At 72.5% G+C, this 12638-nt stretch carries 10 protein-coding genes; 4 read left to right on the top strand and 6 right to left on the bottom strand.

Annotated elements, in window-relative coordinates; translation table 11 throughout:
* Position 1: 1 nt before the first annotated feature.
* The 4 genes from ABH940_RS24135 (at position 2) to ABH940_RS24120 (ending at position 4888) form a co-directional block, all read left to right on the top strand.
* Positions 2 to 2425 carry a beta-ketoacyl synthase N-terminal-like domain-containing protein gene (locus ABH940_RS24135; RefSeq protein WP_370106154.1) on the top strand — a complete coding sequence of 808 codons (2424 nt, stop codon included), beginning with the start codon at positions 2 to 4 and terminating at the stop codon, positions 2423 to 2425.
* Entirely contained in the window at positions 2422 to 3177 is a 756-nt protein-coding gene (locus ABH940_RS24130) for a thioesterase II family protein (RefSeq protein ID WP_370106153.1), read from the top strand. The genes ABH940_RS24135 and ABH940_RS24130 overlap by 4 nt, the downstream gene beginning before the upstream one ends.
* A 220-nt stretch (positions 3178 to 3397) precedes the next feature.
* Positions 3398 to 4435 carry a ketoacyl-ACP synthase III family protein gene (locus tag ABH940_RS24125; protein ID WP_370070484.1) on the top strand — a complete coding sequence of 346 codons (1038 nt, stop codon included), beginning with the start codon at positions 3398 to 3400 and terminating at the stop codon, positions 4433 to 4435.
* A gap of 102 nt (positions 4436 to 4537) precedes the next feature.
* Complete coding sequence (locus ABH940_RS24120) at positions 4538 to 4888, top strand: YrdB family protein (RefSeq protein ID WP_370070486.1); 351 nt, start codon at positions 4538 to 4540, stop codon at positions 4886 to 4888.
* An 82-nt stretch (positions 4889 to 4970) separates the two neighbouring features.
* On the opposite strand, the gene ABH940_RS24115 is transcribed toward ABH940_RS24120, so the two are convergent.
* The 6 genes from ABH940_RS24115 to ABH940_RS24090 all read right to left on the bottom strand — a co-directional run bounded on the left by ABH940_RS24115 (position 4971) and on the right by ABH940_RS24090 (position 12475).
* Positions 4971 to 6602, bottom strand: coding sequence for an amino acid adenylation domain-containing protein (locus ABH940_RS24115; protein ID WP_370106152.1), 1632 nt, complete (start codon positions 6600 to 6602; stop codon positions 4971 to 4973).
* A 47-nt stretch (positions 6603 to 6649) separates the two neighbouring features.
* Complete coding sequence (locus tag ABH940_RS24110; RefSeq protein WP_370070490.1) at positions 6650 to 6898, bottom strand: acyl carrier protein; 249 nt, start codon at positions 6896 to 6898, stop codon at positions 6650 to 6652.
* Positions 6899 to 7117: 219 nt separating this feature from the next.
* Positions 7118 to 7402 carry a DUF6059 family protein gene (locus ABH940_RS24105; protein WP_370106151.1) on the bottom strand — a complete coding sequence of 95 codons (285 nt, stop codon included), beginning with the start codon at positions 7400 to 7402 and terminating at the stop codon, positions 7118 to 7120.
* Positions 7399 to 8502, bottom strand: a complete 1104-nt coding sequence (locus ABH940_RS24100; protein ID WP_370106150.1) for an SRPBCC family protein — start codon at positions 8500 to 8502, stop codon at positions 7399 to 7401. The genes ABH940_RS24105 and ABH940_RS24100 overlap by 4 nt, the downstream gene beginning before the upstream one ends.
* 643 nt (positions 8503 to 9145) lie before the next feature.
* Complete coding sequence (locus tag ABH940_RS24095) at positions 9146 to 9967, bottom strand: BTAD domain-containing putative transcriptional regulator (protein ID WP_370106149.1); 822 nt, start codon at positions 9965 to 9967, stop codon at positions 9146 to 9148.
* Between the two features lie 273 nt (positions 9968 to 10240).
* Positions 10241 to 12475 carry an MMPL family transporter gene (locus ABH940_RS24090; RefSeq protein ID WP_370106148.1) on the bottom strand — a complete coding sequence of 745 codons (2235 nt, stop codon included), beginning with the start codon at positions 12473 to 12475 and terminating at the stop codon, positions 10241 to 10243.
* Positions 12476 to 12638: the final 163 nt, after the last annotated feature.

The raw sequence follows: 12638 nt of genomic DNA, 5'->3' as shown, positions 1-12638 counted from the left end.
CATGCAACTCGAAGAGATCCGTGCCCTGATGGAGGACCAACTCCGGCTCTCCCGCACCCTCAGGAACCGGGTGCGCGAGCTGGAGGACGCCCGGCACTCCCCGCTGGCCGTCGTGTCCGTCGCGCTCCGGCTGCCGGGCGGCGTGACCACCCCCGAGCAGTACTGGAACTTCCTGACCTCCGACGCGGACGGCCTCGGCCCGATCCCCGCCGACCGTCCCGGGCTGCGCGCCGTCCACGACCCGCAGCCCGGGCGGCCCGGCCGCTCCTACGTCGACCGCGCCGGATTCCTTGACGGGATCGGCGAGTTCGACCCCGCGTTCTTCGGCATCTCGCAGCGCGAGGCCGAGGCGATCGACCCGCAGCAGCGCCTGCTGCTGGAGACCTCCTGGGAGGCCTTCGAGCGGGCCGGCATCGCGGTGCGCCGCCAGGAGCGGCTCGACGCCGGGGTCTTCCTCGGCATCATGACCTCGGAGTACGCGGAGCGGTTCGCGGGCCGCGAGGACAAGTCCGCGATCGACCCCTACTACGGGATCGGCGCGGGCCACTCGATGGCCGCCGGGCGGATCAGCTACGTGATGGGCTTCTCCGGCCCGGCGCTCAGCGTCGACACGGCCTGCTCGTCCTCGCTGGTCGCGCTGCACCAGGCGACGCAGAGCCTGCGCCGTGAGGAGTGCCGCTACGCGCTCGTGGCCGGTTCCAACCTGCTGATCTCGGCGGACCTGATGGTCTCCCTGTGCCAGAGCCGGGCCCTGGCCCCGGACGGCCGGTCCAAGTCCTTCACGGCCGCCGCCGACGGCTACGGCCGGGGCGAGGGCATCGGCACGATGGTGCTGATGCGGCTGGCCGACGCCGAGGCGGAGGGCCGTCCGGTGCTGGCCGTGCTGCGCGGCACCGCCGTCAACCACGACGGGGCCTCCTCCGGCCTGACGGTGCCCAACGGACCTGCTCAGCAGCAGGTCATCCGGGCTGCCTACCAGGACGCCCGGGTCGACCCGGCCGAGGTCGGCTGGGTCGAGGCGCACGGCACCGGCACCTCGCTCGGCGACCCGATCGAGGCCGGTGCGCTGGACGCGGTGGTCGGCTCCGGCGCCAAGGGCCGGACTGCGCCGCTGGCGATCGGCAGCGTCAAGTCCCGGATCGGCCACCTGGAGGCCGCCGCCGGACTGGCCGGGCTGATCAAGGTGGTGCTGATGCTCGGTCACGGCGTCATCCCGGCCGCGCTGTCGGAGGACGACGGCGAGCTGAACAGCTTCATCCCGTGGCAGCGCACCCGGCTCACCGTTCCGCGCCGGTCCGCGCCGTGGCCGGAGGCGTTCGCCCGCCGGGTGGCCGGGATCAGCGCCTTCGGCATGAGCGGCACCAACGCCCATGCGGTGCTGGAGGCGTACGAGCCCGTGCCTGCAACTGGCGCCGCCGACACGGAGGCCGGGCCCGAGCTGGTCGTGCTCTCCGCACGGCACCCGGACAGCCTCTACCAGTTGGCTGTCGGCACCGCCGAGGTACTGGAGCAGGCGGACCGCGCCCGGCTCCACTCGGCCTGCCACACGCTGCGCGTCGGCCGCACCGCCTTCGAGTACCGGATCGCCGTCACCGGCGCCACCGGGACCGAGCTGGCGCAGGCGCTGCGCACGGCCGTCGAGCAGCACCCTGCCGCACCGGTCGGCGAGGCGCCCGCGGTCCGGCTCGGCGTCGCCGAGGGCCCGCAACTCGCCGCCGCGCTGGAGGCCTTGGGGGCGACGTACCCGGGCCTTCTCCAGGCGGGGAGTGGCCTGCGCGAGCTGCTGGTCGGGCTCGGCATCCGCGTCCAGTCCGGCGAGGTGGCGCTGCCCGGCGGCGTCCACGCCGCGCTGGAGGTGGACGGCGGCACGCTCCTCCCGCTGGTCGGCGCGGACCCGGCACGGACGCCGGAGCTGCTGCTGACCGCGCTCGGCGCGCTGCACACCGCCGGAGCCGAACTCCGCTGGGAGGCACTGCGTCCGGCCGGGGCCGAGCTGCTCGGCGACCTGCCGACCTACGCCTTCCGCCGTCGCCGCTGCTGGGTCGACGAGATGCCGCCCGCGGGAACGGGCGGTGGCCACGGTGTCGAGGCCCAGGAGCACGGCACGCCGGACGAGGAGGCCACCCCGGCGGCGGAGAGCACCCGGGAGGTTGAGGAGTTCCTGCGCGCCAAGCTCGCCGAGGTCCTGCGGGCCGACGAGCTCGACGGCACCCGCCCGTTCGCGGAGGTCGGCGGCGATTCGTTCTGCGCCATGCAGCTCACCATCGCCATCGAGGACGAGTACGGCGTCGAGGACGTCCCGCTCGACCACTTCCTGGAGGAGATCCCGCTGGACGAGCTGTTCCTGCGGCTCAGCACCTTCGTCGTCAGCAGCGTCTCCGTCAGCGAGGCCTCCCTCAACAAGGATCTGGAGCAGAGCGCATGACCCCCTTCGTGCGACCGCGTCCGGTGGAGAAGCCGAGACTGCGCCTGATCGGTTTCCACCATGCGGGCGGCTCCGCGTCCGTCTACTACCCCATGAGCCGGGCGCTGCCGGAGGACTGGGACCTGGTCCTGCTGGACCTGCCCGGCCGCGGCAAGCGCCACGGCCAGCAGCCGCTCCACGACATGGAGGAGCTGATCGACCTGGCCGTCGCGGACGTCCAACCGTGGCTGGACGCCCCGTTCGCGGTGTTCGGGCACAGTCTCGGCGCCATTCTGGCGGTCGAGGTCTCGCGTCGGCTCCAGGCGAGCGGCAACGCGCCGTCCTTCGTCGTCGTCTCCGGCCGGGCCGCCCCGGCCTACCAGGCGCAGGTCTCGCGCGGCCTGCACGAGTTGGAGGACGACGAGCTGCTCGCCGAGCTGCTGGCGCTGGGCGGCACGCCGGACCGGATCCGCGAGGTGCCGGGCTTCGTCGAGCGCTTCCTGCGGATCAGCCGGGCCGACCTCAAGGCCGTCGACTCCTACCGGCCCTCGGCCGGCCGGGAGCCGCTGGGCTGCCCGATTCTCGCCTTCGGCGGTATGGGTGACGCCTGGGCGCCGCTGGACATGGTCCTGGCCTGGGAGGAGGAGACCAGCGGGGACTTCCACACCCGCTTCTTCCCCGGCGGTCACTTCTACTTCCTGGGCGAGCCGTTCGCCGGCTTCACCCGCCAACTGGTCTCGGACGCACGAGAGCTGGAACTGGTCCCGGCCTGAGGCAGGAACGGTGACGGCGCCGACCCGGCCTGGGTCGGCGCCGTCACGCGTGTGTGGACGTGTACCCCGGTTCGAGGGGCGTTCGAGGACGGACGCCGATGCTGGGACCGTCGGCTGGCGCAGGCCGACCGCAGACAGACCCCGCAGACAGATCCCGCAGACAGACCCCGCAGACAGATCCCCGGACAGTCCGGCTTTCCAACCACACGAGGAGCACGCCATGCGCTGGCAGAACCTGTACATCGCCGGTCTCGGCGCCTACCTGCCGGAGCAGGTCTTCACCGCCGAGCAGGCGGTCGCGGACGGCCTCTACGGCGAGGGCGAGCGCGAGGCCAACGGCTACCGCGGCGTCCGCGTCGCCTCCGAGGAGGAGACCGGGCCGGTCATGGCCGCCGCCGCCGGGCGCCAGGCCGTCGAGCGCTCGGGCATCGCGGCCGAGGAGTTCGCGGTGACCGTCCACGCCAGCGTCGGCCACCAGGGCCAGGACGTCTGGACGCCCGCCCACTACGTGCAGAACGAGACCGTCGGCGGCCACGGCGCGGCCTTCGAGGTGCGCCAGGGCTCGAACAGCGGCCTGGCGGCCACCGAGGTCGCGGCCTCCTGGATCGCCGCCCGTCCGGAGCACACCGCCGCCCTGGTCACCACCGGCGACGCGTTCAAGCTGCCCTACTGGGACCGCTGGAAGGCCGACGACCAGGTCGTCTACGGCGACGGCGCGGGCGCGGTCGTCCTCTCCACCCAGGGCGGCTTCCTGAAGGTCCGCTCCACCGCCAGCCACGGCGACCCGTCCCTGGAGCCGCTCTACCGCGGCAGCGACGCGTGGACCCCGGCGCCGTTCCACAACGGCGAGGCCGTCGACCTGGCCGGCCGCAAGAAGCACTGGCTGACGCGTAACGAGGGCGGCTACGACGAGGCGATCGCCCGCATCAACAAGAACTTCGGCGCGGTCCTCACCCAGGCCCTCACCGACGCCGACACCGAGCTCGGCGACACCCAGTGGTTCATCCACGCCAACATGTCCAAGACCATCGTCGAGTGGGGCTTCCACGGCGCCCTCGGCCTCGACCCCGACAGCACCGTCTACGACTGGGGCCTCGACTACGCCCACATGGGCGGCGGCGACCAGATCATCGGCCTGAACCGGCTCGTCGAGACCGGTCGGCCCAAGCCCGGCGACCTGATCGTCACCGCGGGCGCAGGCATCGGCTTCATGTGGACCGTCGCCGTGCTCGAGGTGCTGGAAACCCCCTCCTGGTGACCGTCGTCCCTCAGTAGCCTTGTCCCAATGACCCGCCGACCGGCCGGCCCCGCAGAACCATGTCGGGACCGGCCGGTCGGCCTGCCTGGAGGGTGACCTTCCGTGCTTGAGCTGGCCAAGAACGCCAACGCCGGTCTGGCGTTCCTGCTGGAGCTTGTGGTGTACGTGTCCGTCTGCGGCTGGGGGTTCACCGCCAGCCCCAAACTGCTGCCCCGTCTTATCCTCGGCATCGGCGGGCCGATCCTGATGATCGTGCTGTGGGCGCTGTTCGGCGCGCCCAACGGCGCGCCGTACCCGCTGCACGGCGTGCCGCGCATCGGGTTCGAGATCGTCTGGTACGGCCTCGGTGTCGCGGCGCTCGCCGCCTGGTGGAAGACCGCGCCCGCGGCGGTCTTCGCCTTCCTGGTCGTACTCAGCGGCGTCCTCGCCCGCGTGTGGGGCCAGGAGCACTGAGGACCGCCGCTCACCACCCGGCCGAACCACGAAGGCGCCGCCCGGAGTTGCTCCGGGCGGCGCCTTCCGTACGTGGCTCGTCTCATCCCAGCAGAGCCAGCAGCGCCTTCTCGTCGACCTTGCCGTTGGGCGTCATCGGGAACTCGGCCACGACCCGGATCACGTCCGGCACCAGGTACGGCGGCAGGCCGGTCGCCAGGGCCGAGGCGAGGCCGGCCGGGTCGTTCTCGGTCGCGCCCGCCGGGACGTCGCCCTCCAGCGCGTCGTCCAGCCCACCCGGCACGTAGAAGAGCGCGATCTGCTCCCAGGCCGCGGTCTTGCCCGGGACCGGGACCACCACGGCACGACGGACGCCCGGCACGCGCGTCGCCGCGCTCTCTATCTCGCCGGGCTCGATCCGGTAGCCGCGCACCTTGACCTGGCGGTCGGACCGGCCGCGGAAGTGCAGCACGCCGTCCTCGTCGTGGAAGCCCAGGTCGCCGGTCTTGTAGACGCGGATCGGACGGCCGTCCAGCAGCAGCGTCGGGAACTTCTCCACCGTCAGCTCGGGCAGGCCCAGGTAGCCCTGGGCGAGTCCGGCACCGCCGATGCAGATCTCGCCCTCCTCGCGCGGCGCGGCCGGGCGGCCGTCGACCACGACCAGCACGTCCGTGGCGGCGACGGGGACGCCGATCGGCAGGCCGCCGGGGGTGCCCAGGTCGGCGAGGCCCAGCTCGTGCGTGGTGGCGTAGATGCAACTCTCCACCGGGCCGTAGGCGTTGAAGAGGCGAGCCTGCGGCAGTTCCGTCAGGAATCGCTCGATATGGGCCACCGAGAGCCGCTCGCCGCCGGTGTAGACGGCGTCGACGCCCTGGAAGCACTCCAGGTCCATGTCCACGAAGAGGTTGAACAGCGAGGAGGTGAGGAAGACGATGTCCACGCCGTGGTCGGCGACCGCGTCCCGCAGCACGCCGGGGAGCAGGTAGTCGTCCTCGCTGATCACCACGGTGCCGCCGGTGGTCAGCATGCCCCAGACCTCGAGGCTGAACGCGTCCCAGGCACACGGCGCCGCCTGCAGCGTGCCGCCACCGGGACCGTAGCCGGGGAGGCCGTCAGGGCCGCCGAAGAGGCGGGTGGTGGCCTGGTGCGTGGAGACCACGCCCTTGGGCGTGCCGGTGGTGCCGGAGGTGAAGAAGACACAGGCGGCGTCGGTCGCGTCGACCTCCACCGGGCTGGGACGACCGCCGCGCTCGGCCGCCTGGGTCAGCGGCTCGACCGGCGGCTCCCAGCGCGCCATGGCCTCGCGGACGCCGTCCTCCAGGCTCGTGACGGCGGCGTCGGCCACCTCGGCGGCGTCGGAGACGAACACCTTGGGCTGGAGCTGTCCCAGCAGCCCGGCCACGCGGTCGGCGGGCCAGCGGTGGTCGAAGGCGGCGTAGGCGGCGCCGGTGGCCAACACCCCCAGCAGCACCGCAAACTGCTGCGGCGAACGCGGCATCCGGACCGGGACGACGTCCCCGGGACCGACCCCGAACTCGGCGAGCCGGGCGGCGTACGCGCCGGCCGCGGCGTCCAGGGTCCGGTAGTCGACGGCGTTGCCGCGGAAGACGACGGCGGTCGCCTCGGGACGTTCGGCGGCCTGGGCGGCCACGGCCGCGTGGATGGTCGGGAACCCGGCGCCCGGGTTCGCCTCGGCCCCGCCGGACTCCGCCGGGGCCGTCAACAGGTCGGTCATGTCAGCATCCTTCGTAGGGGGCGCGAGGCGGTGACGCGTCAGGCGCGTCAGGCGGCGGGGACGGCGCCCTGGATGGTGGTGAAGATGGCGCCGAGGCGCTTGTCCGCCAGCAGCGGGCCGACCGGCATCCGGTGCCCGGTCTCCTTCTCGACGGCGGCGACCAGACGCAGCACGTGCAGCGAGTCCCAGGCGACCGCGCCGCCGTCGGCGGGCAGGCCGTCGGTCAGGTCGATGCCGTTCAGCGGCAGCTTGAGGTCGTCGCGGACGATACGGATGAAGGTGGTCTCGGTGATCATGCGGACCTCTCCGGAGGACGGGAGCGAGTAGGAACGGACGGGCGTGCAGAAGCGGGCGTGCAGAAGCGGGCGTGCCGGAACGGGCGTGCAGAAACGGCGCAGACCCGGACCGCCACAGACTGCGGCAGACCGCTGGAGCCGGGCTCGCGCCGTGCAGGTACGGGGTGGTCCGCGGTGGCCCGGGTTGGTCCGGGGTGGTCCGCGGTGGTCCGGGTGGGCTCAGTGCGCGGATTCGGGCCAGAGGTCGGCCAGTTCGGCCAGCTGCTCGGCGAGGTCCGACTCGGCCGCGGTGAGCGGCACGTTCCCGCAGAGGCGCTCCGGATGGCCGGCGGACGGTCCGCACAGACGGCGACGCCGCTCCGGGGTGACGGGCGCGGCCCAGCGGCCGTCCCAGCCCTCGTGAGGCGGGACCAGCGTGCAGAGGCCGACCGAACCGAAGACCGTCAGCGCCCGCAGGACGTGCAGCAGCGCCCGGCGTCCCAGCCGCAGCACCGCCCGCCTCACGTCGGCTCCTCCGCGTCGGGGACGACCAGGTCGCGCAGACCGTCCAGCAGCAGCTCGTCCTCGGTCAGGACCGCGTCGCGTACCTGCTGCCTGGCCTGAGTGAGGGTCACATCGGCGCCGAACTGGGCGAAGACGCCGACCGCGTCGAGCGTGACCGTGTGCCGCACGGTGACCAGCGCCTTGTCGGCGGCGATCGCGCGGACCGACCAGCGTCCGGTGTGCGCGGCGACCGAGGGCGGCGGGTCCAACTCCTTGAAGACCAGCTCGTGGGTGACCCGCTCCAGGTGGTCCGGCTCCGGGTGGTCCGACTCCAGCTCTTCCGGCTCCAGTTGTTCCGGCTCCAGTTTTTCGGGGTCGGGGGTCTCCGGCTTGTCCAGCCGGAACGTGGTCGGGGGCAGCACGATCTGCATCTGCTGTCGCTGCGCCGACCCGCCGTCCGGGTCGACCCGGTCGAGCTTGAGCACGGTCACCCGGTGGCCGCCCGCGTTCCACAGCCCGTGCGCGCCGTGCGCCTCGGCCGACCGGACGTGCGGCAGCCGCGTCCACAGCTCCGGCCGCGCCAACTGCGCGATCGCGTCCGGACGGCGGGGGCCGAACGGCAGCACGGTGGTGGCGCGGACCTCGAACTGCAGGTCCGCATGGCCGGATCCGGTGTGCACCGAGGACCGCAGCGCGTGCAACTGGCCGACGGCAGCCGCGCCGAGTTGCTCCTGCAACCGCTCGTACTGCTCGTCGTCGCGCACCTCCGCGGTGAAGTCCTGCCGCAGCAGCACCCGGCAGCGTCCACTGCCGCGGTCCACGACGTGCCACTCACCGTAGGTGAACGCGATCGGCTCGACGGGTTCCACCCGCTGGAACGTGATGCTGCGGCGCGCCCAGTCCAGCCGCCTGGTGGAGGTCCAGGCGTGCGGCCTGCCCTCGGTGACCGACCAGATCCGGCCGAGCTGGCGAGTGCTCTCGTCCTCGAGCACCTCGGTGTGCACCACCTCGTCGAACAACTGCGGCCAGGTGGCGAGATCGGCGAGCAGACCGAAGACGCTGGTGGCGTCCATGAGGAGGTCGACCCCGTTCGCGGTGGTGAGTCGCCTTGTGTCCGGCATGGTAGGAGGAGTCCCTTCGGAGGCCGGCGTTCGCTTCTCCCCATGGGCGCCGGCCGGTGACGGTGCTGTGGGTGGGGTGGGGAGGGGAGAGCGTGGTCTCAGAGCGCGTGGCGCGCGCGAGGGCCGCGCGCGGACCTGTCGCCGAAGGGTGTGCGAAGGCCGGCCTCCGGCCGGCGGTGGCCGACGTGCGCGGTGTTGCTCCTCATGTCGACCGACCTCCCGGGAGTGCCTCGGCGTTCCGTCCTCTCCTTTGCTCCGCCGCCATACCGATCGCGTACGTTCGAGGCAGCTCCGCCATGGTGCTTGCGCACCCTTGAACCGTGCTTGAGATCTGGCAGACGGGACGTTGCACCACCAGGGGCGCGAGGCTCTGCTGTTCGCTCCCGCAGGAAGTTGCAGCACGCTAGGGGCGCGGGGCTCTGCTGATGTGCGGCTCCGCCGCGTGGGCGCGACAAGCCGGTGCTTCGCTGCCGCAGGTGGTTGCAGCACCAGGGGCGCGGGGAACTGCGCGATAAGCCACCCTGTGACGTAGAGCCCGGAACGCGCAGGGCCATCCGCTGATCAGTGGTTTCTCGCGCAGTTCCCCGCGCCCCTGTTGGCGCTCGGCGCCCCCGCTCCGCGCCCCCGGTCCGCGTCAACGCCGCTACGCGGCGAAGAGCTCCAGCAGCGGGCGTTCCCGGGTGTGCAGGGTGTTGTCGAGCGCGGGATCCGCGGACAGCATCGCCTGGTGCAGGCGCTGAAGCCCACTGCACGGCTCGATGCCCAGCTCCTCGACGATGCGGCGGCGAAGCCGCTGGTAGACCTCCAGCGCCCGCCACTGCTTGCCCGAGCGGTAGAACGCCGTCATGCACTGTGCGTGCAGCCGCTCGTTCAGTGGGTGACGGGCCGTCAGCTCGATGAGCTCGGTGAGCATTTCGGAGTGGTGCCCGAGCCGCAGCTCGGCCTCCACCCGGCACTCCAGGACGCCCAGCCGGCTCTCCTCCAGGCGGGCCAGCTCGATCTCCAGCACCGGGCCGACAGGGACGTCGACCAGGCCCGGCCCGCGCCACAGCTCCAGCGCGCGGGTGTAGAGGCGGACGGCCTCCGCGTCGTCGCCGGCCTGGAACTCGGCGTGGCCCTCGGCGGCCATACGGTCGTACTCGTGCACGTCCACCGCGCCCGGCTGGACCTCCAGCAGGTAGCCGCGGTGGCGGGTGGAGAGGATGCCCTTGGCGGCGCCCGGGTTCAGTTCACCCAGGGAGGCCGCCAACAGCCGCCGCAGTTGCAGGATGTAGGTCTGCAGCGTGGTGAGGGAGCTGCGGGGCATGTTGCTGCCCCAGATCTCCTCGATGAGCGTGGGGACGGGGACGACCTGGTTGGCGTAGACGGCCAGCAGGGCAAGCACCTGGCGCGGCTTTCCCGCACTAGGGACGATGGATCTGCCGCCGGCCTCTGCGGACAGGGGTCCCAGAATCCCGATCTCCATGGTTCCTCCGTGGTGAGCCGACCCGCTGTTGATGCGGGCTTGACGTCGTGTCGAGATTCCCGACGTCACGACTGTCACATTCCGGGGATGTGCGGCGACAGTGTCAGGTACCGCAGTCGACCGTGAGTTCCCAACGTCCGGATCGTGAAAGATTCACGACCGATCGTTCGGTTGCGCGCAACCGCCCCCGTCGCAGGCAGGACGACGGGGGCGGCGCGGCGTGCGGAAGCGGTGTGGGGAAGCGGTGAGTGGAAGTGGTGCGTGGAACAGGGCTCAGCCCGCGGCCACGGGCTCTCCCGCGTCCTCCGCGCTGTCCTCGCCCGCCCCCGGACGCTCGCCCGCCGCCGGACGCTGGGGCGCCACCGTGCCCGTGTGCCGCTCCGAGCGGCGCCAGTTGCGCTCGCCCAGCAGCGTCATCACCGAGGGCAGCAGCACCCCGCGGATGACGGTCGCGTCGACCAGCACCGCGACGGCCAGGCCGACGCCGACCTCCTTCATCGAGGTCACCGAGAGGGTGCCGAAGATGGCGAACACGCCCACCATGATCAGCGCGGCGCTGCTGACCACGCCCGCCGTGCTGCCGATGCCGCGGGCGACCGCGGTCTTGGTGTCCAGGCCCTGGTCGTGGCCCTCCTTGATCCGGGACACCACGAAGACGTGGTAGTCCATGCTCAGGCCGAAGAGGATGACGAAGAGGAAGAGCGGCAGCCAGGACGTGATCGCGCCGACCGTCCGCGCCCCGATCAGCGAGGCCCCGACGCCGTGCTGGAAGACCAGCGTCAGCGCGCCGTACGCCGCCCCGACGGAGAGCAGGTTGAGCAGCGCCGCCGTGATCGCGATGACCACGGAACGGAACGAGATCAGCATCAGCGCGAAGGCCAGCGCGATCACGAAGGCGAAGACCGGCAGCGCGCTGTGCGAGAGCTGGTTGCTGAAGTCCACCGACGCGGCGGCGTCGCCCGCGACGTCGACCTCGGCGCCCGGCAGCTTGCCGAGCGTCGCCGGGATGACCTGGCCGCGCAGCACGTTCAGCGCGGCGACGCTGGGCGCGTCGGTTCCGGTGCCGTCCAGGGTCACCGAGATGACCGCGATGCCCTTGTCGGCGTGGACGGCCTCGGTGATCGGCTCGTGCAGCTTGCCGGTCGCCAGCGCGGCCCGCTTGAAGGCGGCGAAGGCCTGCGTCTGGGCGGGGTCGCCGACCGCGGAGGAGCGCACCACCACGGTGGCCGGCAGCGGGCTGCCGGGGAAGGCCTTGGCGATCTGCTCGCCGGTGCGCACCACGGCGTTGGTGCTCGGCAGTTCCTGAGCAGCCGTCAACTGCGCGGTGTGCATGCCCAGGACGGGCACGGCGAGGCCCAGCAGCGCCAGGGTGGCGACCAGGGCGGAGATCAGCGGCCGGGCCAGCACCGTGCGCAGCACCGGCGCCAGCAGCCGTCCGCCCTCGGGGGAGGGACGACGGCGGCCCAGGAACGGAATGCGCAGCCGGTCCACCTTGTCACCGAGCATCGACAGCAGCGCCGGAAGCACCGTCAGCGAGCCCAGCACCGCGACCAGCACGACCACGATGGTGGCCACGCCCATGGCCCGGAAGTCGGCGATCCCGGTGAGGAACATGCCGGCCATCGCCACCATCACGGTCAGGCCGGAGACCAGCACCGAGTGGCCGGAGGTCTCCGCCGCGATCCGCAGTGCGGTGTGCGGGTCCTTGCCCGCGGCCCGCTCCTCGCGCTCCCGGCTGAGGTAGAAGAGGCAGTAGTCCACGCCGACGGCCAGACCCACCAGCAGCATCACCGAGGAGGCGTCGGAGCTGGTGGGCACCAGCCGGGTGGTCAGCGCGACCAGCCCGAAGGCGCCTGTGAACGCGGTGACCGCGAGTACCACCGGCAGCAGTGCGGCGACCAGCGCGCCGAAGACGATCAGCAGGATGCCAAGCGCCAGCGGCACGGCCGTCCACTCCGCGCCCGCGAAGTCGCTGTTGAAGGTGTCGTTGAACTCCTTCGTCGCACCGGCGGTCCCGTACTCGACGACGGTCGCCTCCGGGTGCTGCGACTGCACCTTGGCGACCGCGTCGAGCACGGGCTGCACCCGGTCGGCGGCGGTGTCGGGGTCGCCGGTCATCACGAACTCGACCAGCGCGGAGTGGCCGTCGGCCGAGAGCGCGCCGCTGGTGTACGGGCTCTGCACCTGCGCGACGCGGCCGGTGGCTTCCACGGCGGCGACGGAGGCGTCGACGATGGCGTGGAAGCGCGGGTCGGTGGCGGTGAAGCCCTGGGCCTGGATGAACACCGACTCGGCGGCGGGCTGGGCGAGCCCGGCCGCGGCCAGGGCGTGCACGGCACGCCCCGACTCGCCGACGCCGTTGTCGGCGTCGGTGGTGTTCTTCGTTCCGGCCATGCTGCCGAGCGTCGTCGCCAGGACCACGAAGAGCAGCCACCCGAAGACGGCGGTCTTGCGGTGCCGGGCGCTCCAGTCGCCTACGGCGACCGTGAGCCTGGACCTGTTGGACATGGGAGGAGCCTCCTTGAGGATGGGTCCGCAAGGGGGATCGGTCCGCCAGTGCCCTCATCGGGCACGCCCCTGCGGTGGAGTCGGATCGACCGGGCAGTCACCGTCGTCGCAGGGCCGCCGGCCCGGCGGGGGTCCGGACCTCTGTTTCGAGGAGGACCCTGAT

It is taken from the genome of Streptacidiphilus sp. BW17, from assembly GCF_041262485.1.
Classification (GTDB): Bacteria; Actinomycetota; Actinomycetes; order Streptomycetales; family Streptomycetaceae; genus Streptacidiphilus.
Note: the sequence above shows the minus strand (reverse complement) of the source record. Positions and strands in the feature narration are given on the sequence as shown.

Coding starts and splice junctions, on each gene's coding strand:
- ABH940_RS24135 (WP_370106154.1), top strand. CDS start 2: ATGCAACTCGAAGAGATCCGTGCCCTGATGGAGGACCAACTCCGGCTC.
- ABH940_RS24125 (WP_370070484.1), top strand. CDS start 3,398: ATGCGCTGGCAGAACCTGTACATCGCCGGTCTCGGCGCCTACCTGCCG.
- ABH940_RS24115 (WP_370106152.1), bottom strand. CDS start 6,602: ATGACCGACCTGTTGACGGCCCCGGCGGAGTCCGGCGGGGCCGAGGCG.
- ABH940_RS24110 (WP_370070490.1), bottom strand. CDS start 6,898: ATGATCACCGAGACCACCTTCATCCGTATCGTCCGCGACGACCTCAAG.
- ABH940_RS24100 (WP_370106150.1), bottom strand. CDS start 8,502: ATGCCGGACACAAGGCGACTCACCACCGCGAACGGGGTCGACCTCCTC.
- ABH940_RS24090 (WP_370106148.1), bottom strand. CDS start 12,475: ATGTCCAACAGGTCCAGGCTCACGGTCGCCGTAGGCGACTGGAGCGCC.
- ABH940_RS24095 (WP_370106149.1), bottom strand. CDS start 9,967: ATGGAGATCGGGATTCTGGGACCCCTGTCCGCAGAGGCCGGCGGCAGA.
- ABH940_RS24130 (WP_370106153.1), top strand. CDS start 2,422: ATGACCCCCTTCGTGCGACCGCGTCCGGTGGAGAAGCCGAGACTGCGC.